The sequence below is a fragment of the Sphaerimonospora thailandensis genome, from assembly GCF_016863115.1.
Classification (GTDB): Bacteria; Actinomycetota; Actinomycetes; order Streptosporangiales; family Streptosporangiaceae; genus Sphaerimonospora; species Sphaerimonospora cavernae.
The window spans coordinates 54805-73753 of sequence record NZ_BOOG01000014.1 but is presented as its reverse complement, the minus strand read 5'-3'; the positions used below and the strand labels follow the sequence as shown (position 1 = coordinate 73753).

At 68.7% G+C, this 18949-nt stretch carries 27 protein-coding genes; 8 read left to right on the top strand and 19 right to left on the bottom strand.

The window, feature by feature from the left end; all coding sequences use genetic code 11:
• Positions 1-66: 66 nt before the first annotated feature.
• Together Mth01_RS08310 and Mth01_RS08305 are read right to left on the bottom strand one after the other, a co-directional pair.
• Positions 67-360 carry a hypothetical protein gene (locus Mth01_RS08310; RefSeq protein WP_204013932.1) on the bottom strand — a complete coding sequence of 98 codons (294 nt, stop codon included), beginning with the start codon at positions 358-360 and terminating at the stop codon, positions 67-69.
• Entirely contained in the window at positions 357-581 is a 225-nt protein-coding gene (locus Mth01_RS08305) for a hypothetical protein (RefSeq protein WP_204013930.1), read from the bottom strand. The genes Mth01_RS08310 and Mth01_RS08305 overlap by 4 nt, the downstream gene beginning before the upstream one ends.
• A gap of 102 nt (positions 582-683) precedes the next feature.
• Here Mth01_RS08305 and Mth01_RS08300 point away from each other — a divergent pair, with 102 nt between their 5' ends.
• A complete protein-coding gene (locus Mth01_RS08300; RefSeq protein ID WP_204013928.1) occupies positions 684-1091 on the top strand; it encodes a GntR family transcriptional regulator in 408 nt (135 codons plus the stop codon).
• 7 nt (positions 1092-1098) lie between these two features.
• On the opposite strand, the gene Mth01_RS08295 is transcribed toward Mth01_RS08300, so the two are convergent.
• Genes Mth01_RS08295 through Mth01_RS08280 form a run of 4 tightly spaced genes read right to left on the bottom strand, consistent with a single transcriptional unit; the run spans position 1099 to position 1869 of the window.
• Complete coding sequence (locus tag Mth01_RS08295) at positions 1099-1290, bottom strand: hypothetical protein (protein ID WP_204013926.1); 192 nt, start codon at positions 1288-1290, stop codon at positions 1099-1101.
• On the bottom strand, positions 1287-1448 hold the full coding sequence (locus tag Mth01_RS08290; protein ID WP_204013924.1) for a hypothetical protein: 162 nt from the start codon (positions 1446-1448) through the stop codon (positions 1287-1289). Before Mth01_RS08290 ends, Mth01_RS08295 begins: the two co-directional genes overlap by 4 nt.
• Entirely contained in the window at positions 1445-1600 is a 156-nt protein-coding gene (locus tag Mth01_RS08285) for a hypothetical protein (protein ID WP_204013920.1), read from the bottom strand. The genes Mth01_RS08290 and Mth01_RS08285 overlap by 4 nt, the downstream gene beginning before the upstream one ends.
• A complete protein-coding gene (locus Mth01_RS08280) occupies positions 1597-1869 on the bottom strand; it encodes a hypothetical protein (protein ID WP_204013917.1) in 273 nt (90 codons plus the stop codon). Before Mth01_RS08280 ends, Mth01_RS08285 begins: the two co-directional genes overlap by 4 nt.
• 196 nt (positions 1870-2065) lie before the next feature.
• On the opposite strand from Mth01_RS08280, the gene Mth01_RS08275 reads away from it, so the two are divergent.
• From Mth01_RS08275 to Mth01_RS08260, 4 genes are all read left to right on the top strand, one after another.
• Positions 2066-2296, top strand: coding sequence for a hypothetical protein (locus tag Mth01_RS08275; protein ID WP_204013915.1), 231 nt, complete (start codon positions 2066-2068; stop codon positions 2294-2296).
• 6 nt (positions 2297-2302) lie between these two features.
• Positions 2303-3394: a hypothetical protein gene (locus Mth01_RS08270; RefSeq protein ID WP_204013913.1), complete on the top strand. Its 1092-nt coding sequence runs from the start codon at positions 2303-2305 to the stop codon at positions 3392-3394.
• The gene (locus Mth01_RS08265) at positions 3391-3786 is read left to right on the top strand and encodes a hypothetical protein (RefSeq protein WP_204013910.1); all 396 of its coding nucleotides are present in this window, start codon (positions 3391-3393) and stop codon (positions 3784-3786) included. The genes Mth01_RS08270 and Mth01_RS08265 overlap by 4 nt, the downstream gene beginning before the upstream one ends.
• Before the next feature lie 242 nt (positions 3787-4028).
• Complete coding sequence (locus tag Mth01_RS08260) at positions 4029-4514, top strand: GntR family transcriptional regulator (protein WP_204013908.1); 486 nt, start codon at positions 4029-4031, stop codon at positions 4512-4514.
• Positions 4515-4578: 64 nt separating this feature from the next.
• Here the strand turns inward: Mth01_RS08260 and Mth01_RS08255 are convergent, their stop codons facing one another.
• The 3 genes from Mth01_RS08255 to Mth01_RS08245 form a co-directional block, all read right to left on the bottom strand.
• Positions 4579-4998 carry a hypothetical protein gene (locus Mth01_RS08255; protein ID WP_204013906.1) on the bottom strand — a complete coding sequence of 140 codons (420 nt, stop codon included), beginning with the start codon at positions 4996-4998 and terminating at the stop codon, positions 4579-4581.
• 196 nt (positions 4999-5194) lie between these two features.
• A complete protein-coding gene (locus tag Mth01_RS08250) occupies positions 5195-6448 on the bottom strand; it encodes a class I SAM-dependent RNA methyltransferase (protein WP_204013903.1) in 1254 nt (417 codons plus the stop codon).
• Positions 6448-8499, bottom strand: coding sequence for an APC family permease (locus Mth01_RS08245; RefSeq protein ID WP_204013900.1), 2052 nt, complete (start codon positions 8497-8499; stop codon positions 6448-6450). The genes Mth01_RS08250 and Mth01_RS08245 overlap by 1 nt, the downstream gene beginning before the upstream one ends.
• Positions 8500-8602: 103 nt before the next feature.
• Between Mth01_RS08245 and Mth01_RS08240 the strand changes: the two genes are divergently transcribed.
• Both Mth01_RS08240 and Mth01_RS08235 read left to right on the top strand, forming a co-directional pair.
• Entirely contained in the window at positions 8603-9271 is a 669-nt protein-coding gene (locus tag Mth01_RS08240) for a potassium channel family protein (RefSeq protein WP_204013898.1), read from the top strand.
• Positions 9271-9930, top strand: coding sequence for a potassium channel family protein (locus Mth01_RS08235; protein WP_204013896.1), 660 nt, complete (start codon positions 9271-9273; stop codon positions 9928-9930). The genes Mth01_RS08240 and Mth01_RS08235 overlap by 1 nt, the downstream gene beginning before the upstream one ends.
• A 51-nt stretch (positions 9931-9981) precedes the next feature.
• Here the strand turns inward: Mth01_RS08235 and Mth01_RS08230 are convergent, their stop codons facing one another.
• The 5 genes from Mth01_RS08230 to Mth01_RS08210 form a co-directional block, all read right to left on the bottom strand.
• Positions 9982-10656 (bottom strand): DUF3159 domain-containing protein, encoded by a 675-nt coding sequence (locus Mth01_RS08230; protein WP_204013894.1) that lies wholly within the window; start codon positions 10654-10656, stop codon positions 9982-9984.
• A 16-nt stretch (positions 10657-10672) separates the two neighbouring features.
• Positions 10673-11065, bottom strand: coding sequence for an OB-fold nucleic acid binding domain-containing protein (locus tag Mth01_RS08225; protein ID WP_204013892.1), 393 nt, complete (start codon positions 11063-11065; stop codon positions 10673-10675).
• A 29-nt stretch (positions 11066-11094) separates the two neighbouring features.
• Positions 11095-11769 (bottom strand): DUF3710 domain-containing protein, encoded by a 675-nt coding sequence (locus Mth01_RS08220; protein ID WP_204013890.1) that lies wholly within the window; start codon positions 11767-11769, stop codon positions 11095-11097.
• 31 nt (positions 11770-11800) lie between these two features.
• Positions 11801-12238, bottom strand: coding sequence for a dUTP diphosphatase (gene dut, locus Mth01_RS08215; RefSeq protein WP_204013888.1), 438 nt, complete (start codon positions 12236-12238; stop codon positions 11801-11803).
• 67 nt (positions 12239-12305) lie between these two features.
• A complete protein-coding gene (locus Mth01_RS08210) occupies positions 12306-13553 on the bottom strand; it encodes an AI-2E family transporter (protein ID WP_204013886.1) in 1248 nt (415 codons plus the stop codon).
• Positions 13554-13699: 146 nt separating this feature from the next.
• Between Mth01_RS08210 and Mth01_RS08205 the strand changes: the two genes are divergently transcribed.
• Positions 13700-13993 (top strand): DUF4235 domain-containing protein, encoded by a 294-nt coding sequence (locus tag Mth01_RS08205; protein ID WP_204013884.1) that lies wholly within the window; start codon positions 13700-13702, stop codon positions 13991-13993.
• Between the two features lie 18 nt (positions 13994-14011).
• Here Mth01_RS08205 and Mth01_RS08200 read toward each other — a convergent pair whose 3' ends face one another.
• The 5 genes from Mth01_RS08200 to Mth01_RS08180 all read right to left on the bottom strand — a co-directional run bounded on the left by Mth01_RS08200 (position 14012) and on the right by Mth01_RS08180 (position 18853).
• Complete coding sequence (locus tag Mth01_RS08200) at positions 14012-15409, bottom strand: alpha,alpha-trehalose-phosphate synthase (UDP-forming) (RefSeq protein ID WP_204013881.1); 1398 nt, start codon at positions 15407-15409, stop codon at positions 14012-14014.
• Between the two features lie 175 nt (positions 15410-15584).
• The gene (locus tag Mth01_RS08195; RefSeq protein WP_239089476.1) at positions 15585-16325 is read right to left on the bottom strand and encodes a hypothetical protein; all 741 of its coding nucleotides are present in this window, start codon (positions 16323-16325) and stop codon (positions 15585-15587) included.
• A gap of 25 nt (positions 16326-16350) precedes the next feature.
• Positions 16351-16650 carry a DUF4193 domain-containing protein gene (locus Mth01_RS08190; protein WP_030454398.1) on the bottom strand — a complete coding sequence of 100 codons (300 nt, stop codon included), beginning with the start codon at positions 16648-16650 and terminating at the stop codon, positions 16351-16353.
• Positions 16651-16911: 261 nt separating this feature from the next.
• Entirely contained in the window at positions 16912-18186 is a 1275-nt protein-coding gene (locus tag Mth01_RS08185) for a sensor histidine kinase (protein ID WP_204013878.1), read from the bottom strand.
• A 13-nt stretch (positions 18187-18199) separates the two neighbouring features.
• Positions 18200-18853 (bottom strand): response regulator transcription factor, encoded by a 654-nt coding sequence (locus Mth01_RS08180; RefSeq protein WP_204013874.1) that lies wholly within the window; start codon positions 18851-18853, stop codon positions 18200-18202.
• Between the last annotated feature and the right edge of the window lie 96 nt (positions 18854-18949).

Genomic DNA, 18949 nt, shown 5'->3' with positions numbered 1-18949 from the left:
TCTAGGTAGGTGGTCTGGGTGAGGTCTCCGGCCGGTGCTTGGATCACCGGTCGGGGACCGCTTACGTCAGCGGGCGTTCCCCTTGAGCAGCCGCGCCCAGATCGGCTCCATGCGGGCGGCGGGCAGGCGCTCGGTCTCGCGGACCATCACCGCGTCCGACCGCGTGCGCTCGATGCGGCGGATGAAGTGCAATCCCCCGGCCGAGCACAGCTCATACGACACGACCCGGCACAGGGTGCAGGTGTGTGCCAGCACCCGGACGCGGTCGCTCCTGCCGTGGTCCGGGATCCACCGCAGCTCCTCGGCGCCAGGCTTGGCCGGCGGCAGGTGCGTGCCAGGGCACGGAGGCAGGCCGGTCACGCGCCCCTCCCGGCGGTCCGCTCGGCCTCGGCCGTCTGGTCGGCGAGCTTGCGCGCGAGCTCGGTCAGGTCGGAGGCGAACACCGTCATAGACAGGGCGGTGCCGCGAAGGGCCGAGGCGGGTAGCTGCTTGCGGCGCGTCGCCGACGGATCGCCGCCCGCCCGTCCGGGCCGGATCACCCAGTCGGAGCCGTACTGCTGGATCAGGTCCTGAAGGTTCATATCTTCGACACTACCGACCTTGTACTTACAGGGGAACAGCTTTGGTATGTTGACACGATGACAAGATCACAAGATGCTTGTCTGTCGTCTACCGTGTGGCTTGTGGAGATCAACCCGAGGAGCTACGTGCCCGTCTACCAGCAACTCGCGGACATCCTCCGAGAGAAGATCCACTCCGGGGAGCTCCAGCCGGGCACGGTCCTGCCGGGTGAACACGACCTGGCCCGGCAGTACGAGATCAGCCGCCCCGCCGTACGGCAGGCGCTCGGCGTGCTGCGCGCCGAGGCGCTCATCGTCACCCTGCGAGGTGAGAGCACCCGCGTCCGCCACCAGCCCGAACGCCAGCCCCTGGTCATCGACGCCACAACCCGCGTCTGGTTCCGGCAGCCCACCCCTGCCGAGCGCGTCGAGCTGCGCATCGACGAAGGGGTGGGCCTGGCGGTCATCGAGACCGAGGGCGAGCCGCCCCGGACGCTGCCGGCCGATGAGGTGTTCATCACCGGCCGGTGACGGCGGGTCAGTGCAGCCATCCCGTCAGGGCGGTGAAGAAGCTCTTCACGATCCCCTTGATGAACTCGCCCACGGGAGTCGTTCCGAGGTAGAGGCCGAACAGGACGGCCGTGATGAACGTGGGCCACTGACGGCCCTTGATCATGAAGGTCGCCACGGCGATGATGCCGAGGACGAACGTGATGACAGCGGTAGTCACGAGGTGCTCCAGTCGTTGAGGATCTGCCGCATCCGAGCCAGGCGGGCGTCGACGTCGGCGAGCAGCATCTCTGCCTGGCGGAGGCGCTGCCACTCGGCAGCGACGGCAGCGCGCTCGACCAGGTACAGCTCCCAGTCCAGGTCGCTGATCTGCCTCATGGGGCCGCCTCGATCTGGTCGAGCAGGGCCTGCTCGGCGTCGTGGAGATCCCGCATGGCCTCGCCCCAGGCGATCTGATGCGCCTCGACGGCGCCGATCCCGGACGCCTGGAGCTCCTGCTTGCGCGCCTTGAAGGTGTCGAGCCTGCTCATCGCGTGGCCTCCCGTGCGGCGGCGGCCTGGGCGAGCAGGGCGTAGGCGAGCTGTTCGGCGGCGGCCGGGGTCAGCTCCTCGCGGGTGTTGTGGAGCCAGATGACCGGGCCGTCGTCGGTGTCGCTGGTGAGGGTGATCTCGCCGTAGGCGGGGTTGCGGGCGACGGTGCGGCACAGCTGGTCGGCGGGGTGGGGGTTCCGGCCGGGCGGTGTGCCGTTGGCGTGGTCGGTGCACCACGGCGGGCACTTGTAGGCACAAGTGCCGGGCATGGCGATACCCTGTTGCATGGGTCAGCCTTCCTGGTGATGACAGGTGGTTGATCAAGGGCCTGTTCCGGTGTTGGTAGCACCGGGCAGGCCCGCTTTCGTTGCGCTGACCTGACCATAAACGGAAGCTTCAAGGGGTGTCAAGGATAACGACGCACTACGAGTAGTCAGACAGTGCGAGTAGCCATACACTGATCGCATGCCACGACCAGAACCGCCCTGGGTCCCCGTCGGTATCGACGGGATAGCCGCAGAACTAGGCGTCACAGAGAACACCGTCATGGCCTGGCGTCGCCGCTCAGCCGACTGGGTGAGAGTCGAGAAGTTCCCCGAGCCGGCAGGCCGCATCTCCAACCGCGCCTGGTGGTGGCTCGCCGACATCCTCGACTGGGCCGAGAAAACCGGTCGCCAGCCACCCGATCGCACCTAACCGCACATGTCCAAGCCTCTCGGGTGCTACCAACACCGGCCAGGCTGTAGATCACTACCTGTCATCACCAGGAGGAAGAGCCCCTTGGGCTACGAACTACGTCGTTGGCTTGCCGACCGGCTGCCTGCCGAGATCTCCTCGGGGGAACGGCTGGTCGCATTGGAGATCGCAGACCAGGCCAATGATGACACCCGCCTCGCGTACGGCAAGGGCATCCTGACGCTCGTCGCTCGTCGAACCGGCTATGCGAACGAGAAGCAGGTCCGGAAGACGATCATCAGGCTTGCCGGAAACCGGGTTGAGCTACGTGTCCCGATCAGCAGAAACGGGCGTCCGATCATGGATAAGAACGGACGCCCTGTCTTTGCCTACGAGGGCCATGAGACGACGTACCGAATTCCGACCGAAAGTGAGTGCCCGGCGCTTGTGGGACCCCTGCCGGGTCCCCTCTCAGGAACCCCGTCAGGGGTCCCACTGGAGCCAAGAGGGACCCCGGAAGAGGTCGAGAGGGACCCCGCTGAGGACCAAGAGGGGACCCGGCCGGGGCCGAGTGGGACCCCTGACGGGTCCCCCTTCTCCTCATATCTCCTCAAGGACTCCTCATCTCTCCTCACGGACCCGGCCGCCGCTCAGGAGGAGACGAGAGACCTTCCTCCCGAGGCCGGGCCGCCCGCTGACACGGCGGCAGACAGCCCCATACCGCCCGACCTCATGCGCGCCGTCACCACCGCCACCGGAGCAACACCCGAAGAGGTCGCCCGCGTCCTGGCCGCCGCCGAACGCGACGGCATCCGCAACCCTCCCGCCTGGCTCGCCAGCCACGCCGGACGCCACGACTTCCCCCGACGCCTCGCCCAGCTTCGCCGAACCGACCACGCGGGCACCGTGCCGACCTTCGCCGACTACCAGGCCACAGTCCGGGCCGCATGCGACCACGGAACCCCCGGCGGCCCTTCAAAGTGCCCGCTGTGCCGCCGTGGCATCCCCGCAGAGCCACCAGGCCCGCCCACGCCAGACCGCGCTACTCCGGATTTCCGGACACGATCAGTAGTCGGCCGTTACGTTCAAGTCACCGCACGACCCAAGGAGGACTCATGAAGACAAGCCGGTTACTGATCACCGCGGCCGTAACCGCGCTGCTGCTCACCGGATGCGGCAGCGAAGGCAACGGCGGCCCCTACCGCGCGGCCCTGGCCGACGGACAGCCCCTGACCGCCCCAGCCGGCGGCTGGACGCCCGGCGGGTCCGTCACGGTCGTCAACCCGTCCGACCTGCGCGTGACCTTCACCGTCACCAACACCGGGAGCCAGACAGGCACCCCCACCTGCACGCTCAACGCCACCGACCCCTCCGGCCACTACAGCGGATGGGACAGCGCGGCCCTGAAAAAGCCGCTCCAGCCCGGCAAGAGCAGAAGCGGCCAGATCGACCTGGCCATTGACAGCGACGGGGCACGACACGTGACCGAACTGACGATCGACTGCACGTGATCCCCTCGCAACGACCTGCCAGCTCAACGGCTCCATTGCGGCCGTACGTCCGGGGTGGTGGCCCCGCGTCCCTCCCGGAAATTTAGGGGCGGGGCCACCAGGGGATCGCCTCGGCGCGAGAGCGCCCCGACGAGATGACGATTCGATCAGCGGTTCGGTTTACTGACCTACCCCCTGTATCTGCTCACGGGAGGGATGTAGGACGTCAAGGGAGAGACGACCTAGATCAATAACCTCCGGGGATGCTCGATCATGGATCGTCGACGCCCGTCTATCAGCAGCTCGCGGCGATCCTGCGCGCGCAGATCCTCTCCGGTGAGCTCGCACCGGGGCAGGCGATCCCGTCCGAGCCCGCGATGGTCCGCCAGTACGGCATCGCCCGCACCACCGCCCGCCGGGCCATCCGGGAGCTGAAGGCCGAGGGCCTGGTCTACACGATCCCCGGCGAGGGGACGTTCGCCGGCGCGAGCCCCGAGGCGGCCCCGCGCGAGACAGCCGGCCTGCCGCCCTACCGGCAGATCGCCGCCGACCTCGCCGACCGTATCCGAGCAGGGACCTGGCGGCCAGAGCGCGTCATGCCGTCCGAGCAGCACCTGATGCAGGAGTACGGCGTGGCGAAGGAAACCGTCCGCCGGGCGATCGCGCTGCTGCGCGAACAGGGATGGGTGTACACCGTCGCCCGTCGCGGAACGTACGTGAGCCCGGTCAACCAGTGGCCGGATGGTTGAGGCCGTCGCATGAGAGCGCCCCGCCGCCTGGATGGCAGCGGGGCGCATTCGTCGTGCCCGGGGGCTACTGCTCGATGGGCACGGCGCTGACCTCGTCTTCGCACAGGCGGATCGCGTACCGAGCGCCGCCCACCTCGACGATCCCGACGTCGTTGTCAGGGTCGGGCCCGTCATAGGACACGATCTCGACGGTCAGGTCCTCCATTTCGGCGTAGTCGATCCACTGTTGCAGGGCGTCTCTGGCGGAGATCTCTTCGCCATCGTCGGCGGGGTGGAGGGTGACGACGATGTCGAGGACGATCGCGGCCTGCTCCTTGACGAGGATGCGGTCGATGGTGGTGCGGGCGATGCCGGTGATGGCGTGGATGCGGCTCTTGCCGACTCCGGCGCCGTAGGCGGCCCGGACGAGGATGTCGCGGCGGGCGACAGTGCTGGCCCAGTCCTTGAGGAGGGCCGCGGCTTCGTCTCTGGTTATCGTCTGCATGTATCAAACGCTACATTGTAGCGAGCGCTACAACGGGAGAAATCCTGAAGATGGTTGGAGCCCCCGGCGCTCGAGTGTCGGGGGCTCCAACACGCTTCCAAGATCGTGCGCTCTCCATGCGCGCGGATCTTGGCTGATGCTGGGTACTACTGGGGACCACTGGACGATAACCGGAGACGTAACACCAGGTCAGAGCCTAGATCGACTCCCTGACCAGCAGCGCCACGCACTCCACGTGGTGGGTCATCGGGTACTGATCGAATGCCCGCAGATCGGCCAGGCGGTAGCCGTACGGGGCGAACCAGGCGATGTCCCGTGACATGGTGGCGGGATCGCAGGACACGTAGACGATGCGCGACGCCTCCAGTTCGGCGACACGGTCGACGACGGCGCGGCCCAGCCCGGCGCGCGGCGGGTCGGCGACGACGAGGTCGGCGCGTTCGATCTCCAGCCGGTCGAGCGCCTCCTCGACCTTGCCCCGTTCGATCCTGGCCTGCGGCAGATCACGCAGGTTCCACCGGGCGTCCTCCGCCGCCTGCGCCTCCGACTCGACGCCGAGCACGGCACCGTCCGGGCCGACCGCCTCGGCGAGTCCGGCGGCGAACAGCCCGGCGCCGCAGTAGAGGTCGAGCGCCCACTCCCCCGGCTCTGGCAGCCCGAAGGTGAGCACGGCGTCGAGCAGGGTCGCCGCCGCGCCGGGGTGGACCTGCCAGAAGCCGCTCGCCGTCACCCGGAAGTCGCGGTCGCCGACGCGCTCGGTCAGCGTCGCGCTTCCCTTCAGCTTCCGGGTGCCGCGCCTGCCCTCGTCGAGGAGGACGGCCGCGTCGACGTCCGGTACGGCGACCCGCCGGCGCGGCTCGGGCCGTACGATCACGGCGTGGTCGCCCGCGGAGGAGGCGACCACCTCGACCGCCTCGGCGCCGCGCCAGTTACGGACCTCGGCGCCGACCTCCTCGACGGCCGGGTGCGCGATGGGGCAGGCGTCGATGTACTCGATCTCGTGCGAGCGGTGGCGGCGCAGGCCGAGATGGCCGTCCCGGTCGGCGGCGAACTGCACTCTCGTGCGCCAGCCGAGGCCCTCCCCGGCGGCGCCGGGCGCACCCGGCACCTCCTCGACCACGACCTTCCTGTCGATCCCGGCGAGGCGGCGCAACTGCTCGGCGACGACATCGGCCTTCAACCTGCGCTGCGCGTCGAGCGAGGCGTGCTGCCAGTCGCAGCCCCCGCAGCGGCCGGGACCGCTGAACGGGCAGGGCGGCGTCACCCGGTCGGGTGACGGCTCCAGGATCTCGACGGCGTCGGCGCGCAGGAAACGGGCGGTCTCCTCAGTGATCTCGGCGAGCACCCGTTCGCCGGGCAGGGCGTGCCGGACGAACACCACACGGCCTTCGTGCCTGGCCACGCACCAGCCGCCGTTGGCGACGTTCCCCACCGTGAGCTCAACCGGCATCACGACCCTCCTCTTGTCTTCATATGCTCGTCCCGCCCGGTTCCGTAGGATCGGCGGACGGCTCCGGGCCCCATCGGCTCGCGGCGGCCCTTCAGCCGGTCGGAGGAGGCGAGCTGCCACGGCACGCTCGTCACCATCACACCCGGTTTGAACAGCAGCCGCCCCTTCAGCCGCAGCGCACTCTGATTGTGCAGCAGGTGCTCCCACCAGCGGCCCATCACATACTCCGGAATGTAGACGGTCACCACGTCACGTGGCGAACGGCGGCGCAGCGACTTGACATACTCGAGGATCGGTCCGGTGATCTCCCGATAGGGTGAGTCGAGGATCTTCAGCGGCACCGCGATGCCCCGGCTGTCCCATTCCTCCCGCAGCCTGGCGGCCTCCTCGGAGTCCACGGCGACCGTGACCGCCTCCAGGTTCGACGGCCGGGTGGCCCTGGCGTACGCGAGTGCACGCAGTGTCGGCTTGTGGATTTTGGAGACGAGGACGATGGCGTGGTTGCGTGCGGGCAGCATCGACTCGTCGATCTCACCTTCCTCCGGCGCGGCGAGCTCCTCGGCGACCCGGTCGTAGTGGTGCCGGATGCCCTTCATCATCAGGAAGAGCACCGGCATCGCGATGCAGACGATAAACGCACCATGAGTGAACTTGGTCAGCAGGACGACGACGAGGACGATCCCGGTCATGAAGCCGCCGAAGCCGTTGATGAGCCGGGAGCGCATCATCTGGAAACGGGCGAGGGGGTCGGTCTCGGTCTTGAGATGGCGGGTCCAGTGCCGGACCATGCCGATCTGGCTCAGCGTGAACGCGACGAACACGCCGACGATGTAGAGGTTGAGCAGCTTGCTCACGTCGGCGTTGAACGCCCAGATCAGCAGGCAGGCCCCGGCCGCGAGGATGATGATGCCGTTGCTGAACGCCAGCCGGTCGCCCCTGGTGTGGAGCTGGCGCGGCAGGTACCGGTCCTGGGCGAGGATCGAGCCGAGCACGGGGAAGCCGTTGAACGCGGTGTTGGCCGCGAGGAACAGGATCAGAGCCGTCACCGCAGCGATCACGACGAACATGAACGAGCCGTCACCGAAGACGGCCGACGCGACCTGCGCGATAATCGGCTGCTGGTAGTAGTCGGGGCCGGCCGGGTGACCGTCGATCAGAACGTGGGTGGCGGCGGTGGCCGGGTCGCTGAGCCTCACGCCAGACCTGAGGCCGAGGAAGATGATGCCGCTGAACATGGTGACCGCGATGACGCCCATCATCAGCAGCGTCGTCGCGGCATTCTTGCTCTTCGGCTTCCGGAAGGCGGGCACGCCGTTGCTGATGGCCTCCACACCGGTCAGCGCGGCCGCCCCGGACGAGAAGGCGCGCAACACCAGGAACGCCATCGCGAACCCGGCGAGATCCGCCTGCTCGGCGACGATCTGGTAGTCGGCCGTGGGCGCGTGCAACTGGTCACTGAGCACGAACAGCCGGAACAGCCCCCACGCGACCATGCCGAGCACGGCCACCATGAAGGCGTAGGTGGGAATGGCGAAGGCGACGCCCGACTCCCTGATGCCGCGCAGGTTCATGATCGTCAACAAGATGACGATCGCGATCGACACCAGCGCCTTGTGCTCGGCCACGAAGGGGATGGTCGCGCCGACGTAGTCCGCCCCGTTGGCGACCGAGACGGCGACGGTAAGCACGTAGTCGACCATCAGCGCGCTCGCCACGGTCAGACCGGCGTTCGCCCCGAGGTTCGTCGTCGCCACCTCGTAGTCGCCGCCGCCGCTCGGGTAGGCGTGCACGTTCTGCCGGTAGGAGGCGACCACGGTGAGCATGACGAGGACGACCCCGGCCGCCGCCCACGGGCCGTAGCCGTAAAGACCCACCCCGCCGATCGACAGGATGACGAGGATCTCCTGCGGGGCGTAGGCGACCGACGACAGGGCGTCACCGGCGAAGACCGGCAGCGCCACACGCTTGGGCAGCAGCTGGTGTTGGAGCTGGGTGCTGCGCAGCGCCCGGCCAACGAGAAGCCGCTTGACAAGATCTGTCACCTTGGACACGACTGCAGAGCCTAGTGCCCGTTCCGATGCCAGGCGCACGTGATGCGTCCCGGCGCGACATACTGTCTCCTTGGGAGACCGCCACGAGCGACGGCGGGGAAGCATGCATATTGTGATCATGGGATGTGGCCGGGTCGGCTCTACCCTCGCCCACATCCTCGAAGACAACGGCCACTCGGTGGCCATCATCGATCGCGACCCGCAGGCCTTTCGCCGGCTGCGCGCCGGCTTCCACGGCCGTCGGGTGACCGGCGTCGGCTTCGACCGCGACGTGCTGGGAGAGGCCGGCATCGAGTCGGCCGCGGCCTTCGTCGCCGTCAGCAGCGGCGACAACTCCAACATCATCTCAGCCCGGGTGGCGCGCGAGATGTTCGGCGTCGAGAACGTGGTGGCCCGCATCTACGACCCCCGCCGAGCCGAGGTCTACCAGAGGCTGGGGATCCCGACCGTCGCCACCGTCCGCTGGACAGCCGACCAGATCCTGCGGAGGGTGCTCCCCGAGGGGGCCGAACCGCTGTGGCGGGACACCACCGGAACGGTGGTCCTCGCCGAGGTGCCCTTCCACCCCTGCTGGATCGGCGTCCGGGCCAGAGCCGCCGAGGACGCCACAGGCGCCCGGCTGGCCTTCATCAACCGTATGGGCGAGGCGCTCGTGCCCAAGGACGGCACCGTGATCCAGGAAGGCGACATCCTGCACCTGGTAGCGGCCGAAAGCGACATGGGCCGGATCAACAAGATGCTGTCCGGGCCGCCTTCCGACGAGGAGAACTGATGCGGGTCACCATCGCCGGCGCCGGGGCCGTCGGCCGCTCGATCGCGGCGGAACTTCTTGAGAACGGGCATGAGGTCCTGCTCGTCGACGTCGATCCGCATGCGATCAAAATCGAGAGCGTGCCCCGGGCCGAATGGCTGCTCGCCGACGCGTGCGAGATCTCCTCACTTGACGAGGCGGGGCTGAACAGCTGTCAGGTGGTGATCGCCGCCTCCGGCGACGACAAGGTCAATCTGGTGGTGTCGCTGCTCGCCAAGACCGAGTACGGCGTGCCGCGTGTGGTCGCCCGCGTCAACCACCCGAAGAACGAGTGGCTGTTCAACGAATCGTGGGGGGTCGATGTCGCGGTCTCCACACCGCGCCTGCTGTCGGCGCTGGTCGAGGAGGCCGTCAGCGTGGGCGACCTGGTCCGCCTGATGACCTTCCGGCAGGGACAGGCCAACCTCGTGGAGCTGACCCTCGCCGAGGACGCGCCGGTGGTGGGCCAACGAGCCGGGTCGGTTCCCTGGCCGGAGGACGCCGCCCTCGTGGCGATCCTGCGCGAGAGCCGGGTCCTCGTACCCTCCGCCGACGACCCGTTGGAGGCGGGCGACGAACTGCTGTTCGTGGCCAACCAGGAGGTCGAGCGTCAGCTCGCCCACCTGCTCTCCGGCCACTGACGCCCTCTGCCCTCTCTGGCTACTGACGTCGTCTCACCGCCGGCGCCGGACTCACTCCGCGGGCTGCCGGCTGGGAGTCGGGATGGGAGTGCGGCCCCGCGCCAGCACCCAGGCCATGGCCGCGAGGCCGGCGACCTGCAGGGGCCAGCCAAGTGCGATCTTGGCGATGCCCAGCGCGGTGACCTGACCCGCCCAGTAGAGCGGGAGTTGCACCACCACCCGGATCAGGCACGGCAGCATCAGCAGCCAGGTCAGCCGGGAGCAGAGGCGGACCAGGCCGGGATCCCGGTGCCAGGCCGTGGGGTCGCCGGTCACCGAGCCGATGAGGAAGCCCACCACCGGCCAGCGTGCGACGATCGACAGCAGCATCGCGGCCGCGTAGCCGGCGTTGTAGTAGATCCCCGGCAGGAAGACGTCCTTGGCGTCACCTGACCGCATCGCGAAGAACGCGCCGATACCGATGCCCAAGAGGCTGTTGAGCACGAACTGCGGAGTGGTGCGCTGGGCGATCCGGACCAGCAGCAGGACCACCGCGGCGGCGACGCTGACGATCAGAGACGCCTTCAGCTGGCTGGTGGCGATCCACATTCCCGTGAAGACGATCGTGGGGACGGCCGCCTCGACGATGCCGCGCCTGCCGCCCAGTGCCTTGGCCAGCTGGGCACGTACGGCCGCCTCAACGGTCGCGTGCGCCGCCGGGGCGGCCGCCATGTCCGCTGTACTCATATGGTCTCCCGGTAGTTCACTGCCCGTCGGCGGGGCGCAGCTCGTAACGCGGATTGAACATGACCTTGCGGCCGTCCTGGACGCTGACCAAACCTTCGGCGCGCACGACACGACCCGGCTCGATTCCGGCGATTTTACGTCTGCCGAGCCAGACGAGGTCGATCACGTCCGACCCGTCGTACAGCTCCGCCTCCAGGGCCGGGGCGCCGCCCCGCGGCCGCAAAGTCACGGTACGGAGGGTCCCGGCCACACAGAACCGCCGCCGCTCGCCGCACGAGGCGATGGGCGTCGCGCCCTGCCGTCCCGTGTCCTCCCTGAGCTCTTCGGCCTCCAGCTCGGCCTGACTGGTGGTCAGCCTCCGGAAGAATCCGCGCAGGCCGCCCGGTTTGGCGGGCTCCGGCGTGCTCATCGGTCGTTCACCTCCGCTCGCAGGATACGTCACCGGGTCTCGGTGATCTCCGGGCCACGCTCGAACGGCCGGAGCTCCCCCTGCGGGGCCGCCTGTTGCTCCATCGCCTGCCGAGCCTCGGCCGGCAGCCGCAGGTGGATGGTCTCCCGGGGAGGCATCGGCTCGTCGCCGCGGACGACCACGATGTCACGCACCACGTTCTCGACGATCTCGGCCGCGGTGGAGTCGAGGGCCGCCCGGCCGCTGATCATCGCGCGCAGCAGCCATCGGGGGCCGTCGATCCCGAGGTAGCGAACCGGCTGGGGCGCCTCGCCGGGCGCCTGCGGCATCCTCGCCGCCAGTTCGGCCCCGAACGGCCCTTCCTGCTCCTGCACGGTGCCACCGGCGGCGGTCACCTCTCGCGCTATCTCCGCGCGCACCTCGCCCCAGATCCCGCTCCGCTTGGGCGCGGCCATCGCCTGCACCCGCAGAGCGCTCTCCTCGACCAGGACGATCGCCCCGTCGATGTGGTCCCCGGTCACGCTGAGCTGGATCTCGAAGCGCGGGCCGATGGGCAGCAGCAGCCCACCGAGATCGACCCGCTCGGCCTCCGGATAGGCGTCCTGCGCGTCCCAGGGGCCCGATGTCCGGGCGGTGGGCTCCTCAGCGACCTCCGCGACGACCGGTGCCGTCTCCTCCTCCGCGTGTCGCCGACGTCGGAACACTTCGTTCACTCTCCTTGAATATGTGCGGGCTTCAGGTTCCGGTGGAGCCGAAGCCGTTCGCGCCGCGGACCGAGCCGGGCAGCCGATCCACCTCGTGGAAGGCCGCCTTCTCCACCGGCTGGACGACGAGCTGGGCGATGCGGTCGCCCCGCCTGAGCCGTACCGCGTCCTTGGCGTCCGTATTGATCAGCGTCACCTTGATCTCGCCGCGGTAGCCGGCGTCGACCGTGCCGGGCGCGTTCACCAGTGTCACTCCGAGCCTGGCGGCCAGTCCCGAGCGGGGATGCACGAAGGCGGCGTACCCGTCGGGCAGCGCGATCGCGATCCCGGTGCCGACGACTGTCCGCTCCCCCGGCAGCAACTCTACGTCCCGCACCGCGTAGAGATCGGCGCCGGCGTCGCCCGGGTGGGCGTACGACGGCATCGGAAGCTCCGGATCGAGCCGCTGAATCAGCACCTCCACACTCATGACGAAAAACCCTACCGCCACCACTGGGCGTTTGTTTGTGAGCACCCGCACCGGCGTGCCCGCCGGGTTACTGTCCCTTGCCTTGCGGTGTCACCCTCTCCGTCTCCTCTGCCGCCTCTGATGTGGCCGGCGGCACGGCGGACTTCTCTTGGTCGGAGTGCGGCTCGGAATACGGCTCGGAGTGCGGCACGGTGTGCGGCACGACGAGTGGCCTGGCGGGAGGCGCGGCGGAGTCCGGGGGTTCGGCGATCGGCGCCTCGGGATCGCGGCGCAGTTCGGGCAGCGCCCGGTAGATGACCGCGGTCAACGGCACGGCCACGACGGCGCCGGCGATCCCGCCGAGCACACCGCCGACCGCGAGGACGAGGATGATCGCCAGGGGGTGGAAGGCGAGGGCCCTGCCGACGATGAACGGCTGCAGCACGTGGTTCTCCAGCTGCTGCTCGACCACGAGGATGCCCACGAAGATCAACGCATACACCCAGCCCTGCGATCCGAAGGTCACCAGGGTGGCGATGCCGCCGGCGAAGAAGATGCCGACGACCGGGATGAAGCTCGCGAAGAAGATCAGCACTGCCAGGGGCGCCCACAGGGGCACCTGCATTCCGGCGAGGACCACGCCGATGATGAACCCGTGGATCGCCGCCACGGCCACCGTGCCGTGCACGTACTGGGAGATCGTGACCCAGGCGGCGCGCCCGGCCCGGTCCACTCGCGGCGTGGCGCGGCCGAACGCGCGCAGGAACCACGACCAGATCCGATCGCCGTCCTTGAGCAGGAAGAACGTGACGAACAGGATCAGCACGATGGAGGCGAGCACCTCGACGACCGCGGTCGCACCGCTGAGCACCGTCCCCGTGATCTCGGTGCGCCGCTCGTTGATCTGCTTGCCCAGCTCGTCGACGATGTCGGCGAGCTGCGCCTCCTTGAGATGGAGCGGTCCGTGCAGCAGCCAGTCCTGAACGCTGCGAGCGGTGAGCTGGATCTGCTCGACCAGTCGGGGGAACTCCTCGTTCGCCCTGGCGCCGATCATGAAGCCGACGCCCACGATGACCGCGAGCCCGAGGAGCATCGTGATCCACGTGGCATAGATCGGGCGCAAACCGGCGGTCCTGAGCCGCCGGGTCAGCGGGTGCAGCAGCGCGGTCAGCAGGAAGGCCACCGCCAGCGGCAGGACGACGAAGTTGAGCCTGCCGATGATCAGCGCCAGGACGTAGATCAGCGCGCCGATCAGCAGCAGCCGCCAGCTCCAGGCGGCCAGGGTGGCGAGCACAGGAGGCACGCCCTCGGCCTCACGCCTCTTATGCGAGATCACATGTCCAGACTGGCACGTTCCTCTTCCGGGCGCGCACCCCTTTTACCGGTTCAAAACGAGGGCATGGTGGTGCCGGGCAGGCCGTCAGGAGTGATGAGGCGTGTGCGCGCGGCCCGGGCGGATAGGGTCAGCACTGAGGAGGAATCATGTCGGACGACAAGAGCGCTGAGAAACCGGACCTGCAGTGGCGGATCCTGGGCGGCCTCATCGGCCTGGCCGTGGGGTTCGCCTCGCGCAAGGTGCTCGGGTTCGCCTGGGAGAAGGCCACGGGCAGGAAGCCTCCGGCCAACGCGGACTCACCGGACATCAGCCTCGGCGAGGCGATCGCCTACGCGGTGGTGATGGGTCTGGGCATGGAGGTCGCCAGGATCGTCGCGACCCGCGCGGCCGCGAAGAAGTGGCACACGTGGAAGGAAGCCGCCGCCAAGGACGCGCTCTAGTGTCGCGACCATCTAGCTCTAGCCTGACTTGGGATTGGAAGCCGGGGATTCGAGGGCCGAGAGGAAGTCCCCGGCCCACCTGTCCACGTCGTGTCCGGCGACCCTGCGCCTGAGGGAGCGCATCCGGCGCGCGAGCTCGTGCGGGGTGGCGCGCATCGCCGCCAGCATGGCCCGCTTCATGCCGGCGATGTCGTACGGATTGACCAGGAAGGCCTGGCGCAGCTCGTCGGCGGCCCCGGCGAACTCGCTCAGCACGAGTGCCCCCCGCAGGTCGTGGCGGCAGGACACGTACTCCTTGGCCACCAGGTTCATGCCGTCGCGCAGGGGCGTGACCACCATGACGTCGGCCGCGCAGTACAGCGCCGCCAGCTCGTCCCTGCGGTAGGACTGGTGGAGGTAGGAGATCGGCTGCCTTCCCAGCATGCCGTGCTCGCCGTTGATCCGGCCGACCCTCAGCTCGATGTCGCCCCGCAGTTTGACGTACTCGGCGACGCGTTCCCGGGTCGGCGTGGCCACCTGCACGAACGCGGCGTCCCCGGGCTTGACGGAGCCGTCGGCGAGCAGTTCGCCGAACGCCTTGAGCCGCTGGCCGATCCCCTTGGTGTAGTCGAGCCGGTCGACGCCGAGCAGTAAGTGCTCGGGATCTCCGAGCTCGGCCCTGATCTCCTTGGCACGCAGCTGGATGCGTTGATCGCGGGCGAGCTGGTCCAGCTCCCCGAAGTCCACCGAGATCGGGAACGCCTCGGCCCGTACCGCGCGGCCGTCGACCTGGATCTCGTTGCGTGAGTTCTGCAGGCCCAGAAGACGGCGGCACAATCGGACGAAGTTGGAGGCCCCGCCCGGCCGCTGGAACCCCACGAGGTCGGCTCCCAGCAGTCCTTCAAGGATCTCCTTGCGCCACGGCAGCTGGCAGAACAGCTCGACGGGCGGGAACGGGATGTGCAGGAAGAACCCGATCTTCAGGTCGGGGCGGAGACTGCGCAGGATGGCAGGCACGAGCTGCAGTTGGTAGTCCTGCACCCACACTACCGCACCGGGTGCGGCCGCCTCGGCCGCGGCACGCGCGAAGCGCTCGTTGACCGCCCGATAGGCGTCCCACAGGACGCGGGAGTAGACGGGGGTGGCGACGACGTCGTGGTAGAGAGGCCAGAGGGTCGCGTTGGAGAAGCCTTCGTAGTAGAGCTCGACCTCACGCTCGGAGAGGGGCACCGGGATCAGGTGCATGCCGTCGTCCTCGAACGGCTTGAGCTCCTCCCCCGCCGCTCCGGTCCATCCGAGCCATGCTCCGTCGCGCCGCTGCATGACGGGCGCGATCGCGGTCACCAGCCCACCCGGGCTGCGCCGCCACTCCTTCTCACCCACGCGGTCCACCGGAAGCCGGTTCGCGACGATCAGAAACGAGCTGGTGCTGCGCATTGAGCCCCTCCAGGGTCGCCTGGTACCACCATACGAAAGGCACCGAACCACGCCCATACCCGCCCATTACCTGGGCATTCGTTAAAGAGGGTGTGAGAATGATCTCACCGCAGGTCACAGGTATTCCCCGGTGGTTTAGACCAATCGGGTGACACTGATCTATCTGACCGCGGAGTCAGGGTGACGGCGGCAGGGCCTGCTGGCGCCGTAGGTCGGCCCGTACGGCCTGCGCGAGCTTGCGGGTGGCGGCCCGGTTCAGCGCTCCGCCGGCGACGGCGCCGGTGAGGAACGGGCCGAGGGTGGTGAGGTGCCTGCCGAGGGTGCGCATCAGGCGGTTGCGCAGCGCCGTCTTGGCCGCCGTGCCAATGGCGATCGTCGCGGAGCCGGGGGCGAGGGGATTGACGCCGCGCTGTTTGGACCAGGCGACAGTGTACGCGGCGGCGCGCTGGGCGCCGTTGCCGGGGATCTGCACGCCGTACACCTCGTGCAACTCGGCCAGGAGCTTCACCTCGATGGCCGCGACGACGAGTGTCTCGGCCACGAGCTGGGCTGGGGCCGACAGAAGAAGGGGTGGTGCGGCGAACTCGGCGGCGGCGAGCGCTCCCCCGACCGCGCCTACCGCCATCGTCGCCTTGGCGGCGGTGCGGACCAGATCGTCGGCGAGTTGCTCGCCGGTCAGGCCGTAATGGTGCTCTTGCAGTGTCGTGTAGTCCCTGATCGGTAACCGCGGGGCGATGTTCAGGAACACGTCCGCCAGCCAGCGGCCCCGTCCCCTTTTCCCCGCCCTGCGAGCGGACTCGGCGAGCACTTTGCTGAGGCGGCCGAGCAGCCGACGCCGCTCGGCCCCGTCCGTCTCCTCAGGGGCCACGAGCTTGCCGACCAGATCGGCAACCTCGTCCTTCGATTCGGGACTCAACGGACCCTCCTAAGGGTCTCCTAACTCAGGCCGCGCACTCGCGGCAAACCTGCTGGCCGTTCTTCTCCGAGGCCAACTGGCTGCGGTGGTGCACCAGGAAACAGCGCGAGCACGTGAACTCGTCCGCCTGCCGAGGAATCACCCGGAGCGAGAGTTCCTCGTTCGACAGATCCGCCCCCGGCAGCTCAAGCGACTCGGCGAGATCGGTCTCATCGATGTCGATGCTGCCCGACGACTTGTCACTACGCCGAGCCTGGAGTTCCTGAAGGCTGTCCTCGCTCAGGTCGTCGTCGGTCTTGCGCGGGCTGTCGTAATCGGTAGCCATTGGCGTGCTCCATCCCCCTCATCTATCCTTCTGCGCCTGCGTCGCGCGTCTTCAACGCTTGAGAGGCCGTAGTTGTGCCCACGGGGGCCCGGAAATCGTGCAATCGGTACCCACTTGGGCGAACCCTGAACCTCCCGAGACGCGAGGGGTATTCCACACGAGGCCATAGTTAGCCAAATATGGCGAAAACCACAGTATCGAGGGTATGACCCCATCACGCTCGACGGCACATCCAACCACATGTACGGCGGGCGCGCGCCATCAGCGCGCCGACTGCTGCGAGCCGATGGCCGCCCCGCTTTCCGGGAGGCGTACCGTCACCACGAGACCGCCGCCGTCCCGTGGGACAGCGGTGACCGCGCCGCCGTGCGCACCCGCGATCGCACGCACGATGGACAGACCCAGGCCCGCGCCCTTGGCGGACTGCACCCGGTCGGAGTTCAGTCTCCGGAACGGCTCGAACAGGCTCTCCACCTCGTACGCGGGCACGTGCGGTCCCGTGTTCGCGACCTGAACAACGGCACCCCTACCGACCATTCCCGTACGGACCCACACTTTTCCATTGGGACCGGAGTTGTGCTTGATGCCGTTCTCGACGAGGTTGGAAACACAGCGTTCGAGGAGAACCGGATCCCCCGTCGCGGGGGCGGAATGCAAATCGTGCTCGATCGTGACGGACTCCTCCGCCGCGAACGGCGCGAGCTGCTCGACGGCGGTTCTGGCGACCTCCCGGACGTCGACCGGCTTGCGTACCGACAGCTCCCTGTCGCTGCGCGCGAGCAGGAGCAGCCCCTCGATCAGCCGCTCGTTGCGCGCGGTGGTGCCCAGCAGCGTACGGCCGAGCACCTTGAGGTCCTCGGAGGCCTCCGGGTCGGCGAGCGCGACCTCGAGGACCGTCCGGTTGATGGCCAGCGGGGTGCGCAGCTCGTGCGAGGCGTTGTCGACGAACCGCCGCTGGGCGTCGAAGGCCGTGTTGAGCCGGGTGAGCATGGCGTCGAAGGTGTCGGCCAGTTCTTTCAGCTCGTCGTCGGGCCCCTGCAGGCCGATCCGCTCGTGGGCGAGCGAGGTCTCCGACAGCCTGCGCGCGGTCGCGGTCATCTGCTTGACCGGCAGCAGTGCCCGGTCCGCCACCACGTAACCGAAGATCAGCGCGAGGACCCCCACTCCGACGAGCGCCATCAGAGACCTGTTCAGCAGTTCGGCACGCGCGGACTCGATGGCCAGATCCCGGTGGGAGGCCCACCAGGCCTCGATCTGCTGGGCGACTTCGGGTGGGTACCCGCGCGACTCGATAGGCGGCCACGCCGTGCTGATCGCCAGGCCGACCAGGGTGTACATCACGAACAGGAGCACGGCGCCGACAGCGAAGAACAACGCGCCGTAGGTGAGCGTGAGCCGCCAGCGGATGCTGATCCTGCCCTGAAGCGCCTTGATCTCGCCGATGAGATTGCGCTGCACCGGGTGGGCGACCTCGGGCGGCGGGCCGTCCCAGGCGGGCGGGCCGCTGGGCGGGGGCGGGGTATGGAGCCTGCTCACAGCTGAACCCTCATCACAGTCGGTACCCGACCCCGGGCACGGTCTCGATGATCGGGGGGTCGCCGAGCTTCTTGCGCAACGTCATCATCGTCACCCGGACGACGTTGGTGAACGGGTCGATGTGCTCGTCCCACGCCTTGTCCAGCAGATCCTCCTGGCTGACGACCGCGCCTTCGGCGCGCATCAACTCCTCCAGCACGGCGAACTCCTTCTTGGTGAGCGGCACCTCCCTGCCCTCTCTCATGACGAGCCGCTTGCCGGGGTCGAGCCGGACCCCGGCCCGCTCCAGCACGGGCGGCAGCGGCGGCGCGGACCGCCGGCCGAGCGCCCGCACCCTGGCGACCAGTTCCACGAACACGAACGGCTTGGCGAGATAGTCGTCGGCTCCGAGTTCCAGCCCCTCGACCTTGTCGTCGACGTCACCGGCCGCGGTCAGCATGATGATCCGCGAGGCCGACCGCTGGGCGACCAGCCGCCGGGCCACCTCGTCCCCGTGGACCTTGGGCAGGTCCCGGTCGAGGACGATCACGTCGTAGTCGATGTACCCGATCTTCTCGAGCGCGGCGGCGCCGTCATAGGCGACGTCGACGGCCATCGCCTCACGGCGGAGTCCGGTGGCGATCGCGTCGGCGAGCACCCGCTCGTCCTCCACCACAAGAACGCGCATCAAGGTCCTCCTCAGCTGGAACGACGTCTACATTCTGGCCGGGTCGGCCGTAAGACGCCGGTAAGTGGGTTCCTCGTCTCTACGTGACGTAGAGCA

What these genes read in the sequence shown, in the direction of transcription:
- Mth01_RS08280 (WP_204013917.1), bottom strand. Translation starts at nt 1,869, where the DNA reads ATGCCCGGCACTTGTGCCTACAAGTGCCCGCCGTGGTGCACCGACCAC.
- Mth01_RS08285 (WP_204013920.1), bottom strand. Translation starts at nt 1,600, where the DNA reads ATGAGCAGGCTCGACACCTTCAAGGCGCGCAAGCAGGAGCTCCAGGCG.
- Mth01_RS08275 (WP_204013915.1), top strand. Translation starts at nt 2,066, where the DNA reads ATGCCACGACCAGAACCGCCCTGGGTCCCCGTCGGTATCGACGGGATA.
- Mth01_RS08290 (WP_204013924.1), bottom strand. Translation starts at nt 1,448, where the DNA reads ATGAGGCAGATCAGCGACCTGGACTGGGAGCTGTACCTGGTCGAGCGC.
- Mth01_RS08255 (WP_204013906.1), bottom strand. Translation starts at nt 4,998, where the DNA reads ATGCAGACGATAACCAGAGACGAAGCCGCGGCCCTCCTCAAGGACTGG.
- Mth01_RS08305 (WP_204013930.1), bottom strand. Translation starts at nt 581, where the DNA reads ATGAACCTTCAGGACCTGATCCAGCAGTACGGCTCCGACTGGGTGATC.
- Mth01_RS08235 (WP_204013896.1), top strand. Translation starts at nt 9,271, where the DNA reads ATGCGGGTCACCATCGCCGGCGCCGGGGCCGTCGGCCGCTCGATCGCG.
- Mth01_RS08205 (WP_204013884.1), top strand. Translation starts at nt 13,700, where the DNA reads ATGTCGGACGACAAGAGCGCTGAGAAACCGGACCTGCAGTGGCGGATC.
- dut (WP_204013888.1), bottom strand. Translation starts at nt 12,238, where the DNA reads ATGAGTGTGGAGGTGCTGATTCAGCGGCTCGATCCGGAGCTTCCGATG.
- Mth01_RS08225 (WP_204013892.1), bottom strand. Translation starts at nt 11,065, where the DNA reads ATGAGCACGCCGGAGCCCGCCAAACCGGGCGGCCTGCGCGGATTCTTC.
- Mth01_RS08265 (WP_204013910.1), top strand. Translation starts at nt 3,391, where the DNA reads ATGAAGACAAGCCGGTTACTGATCACCGCGGCCGTAACCGCGCTGCTG.
- Mth01_RS08260 (WP_204013908.1), top strand. Translation starts at nt 4,029, where the DNA reads ATGCTCGATCATGGATCGTCGACGCCCGTCTATCAGCAGCTCGCGGCG.
- Mth01_RS08270 (WP_204013913.1), top strand. Translation starts at nt 2,303, where the DNA reads ATGTCCAAGCCTCTCGGGTGCTACCAACACCGGCCAGGCTGTAGATCA.
- Mth01_RS08190 (WP_030454398.1), bottom strand. Translation starts at nt 16,650, where the DNA reads ATGGCTACCGATTACGACAGCCCGCGCAAGACCGACGACGACCTGAGC.
- Mth01_RS08240 (WP_204013898.1), top strand. Translation starts at nt 8,603, where the DNA reads ATGCATATTGTGATCATGGGATGTGGCCGGGTCGGCTCTACCCTCGCC.
- Mth01_RS08180 (WP_204013874.1), bottom strand. Translation starts at nt 18,853, where the DNA reads ATGCGCGTTCTTGTGGTGGAGGACGAGCGGGTGCTCGCCGACGCGATC.
- Mth01_RS08250 (WP_204013903.1), bottom strand. Translation starts at nt 6,448, where the DNA reads ATGCCGGTTGAGCTCACGGTGGGGAACGTCGCCAACGGCGGCTGGTGC.
- Mth01_RS08230 (WP_204013894.1), bottom strand. Translation starts at nt 10,656, where the DNA reads ATGAGTACAGCGGACATGGCGGCCGCCCCGGCGGCGCACGCGACCGTT.
- Mth01_RS08200 (WP_204013881.1), bottom strand. Translation starts at nt 15,409, where the DNA reads ATGCGCAGCACCAGCTCGTTTCTGATCGTCGCGAACCGGCTTCCGGTG.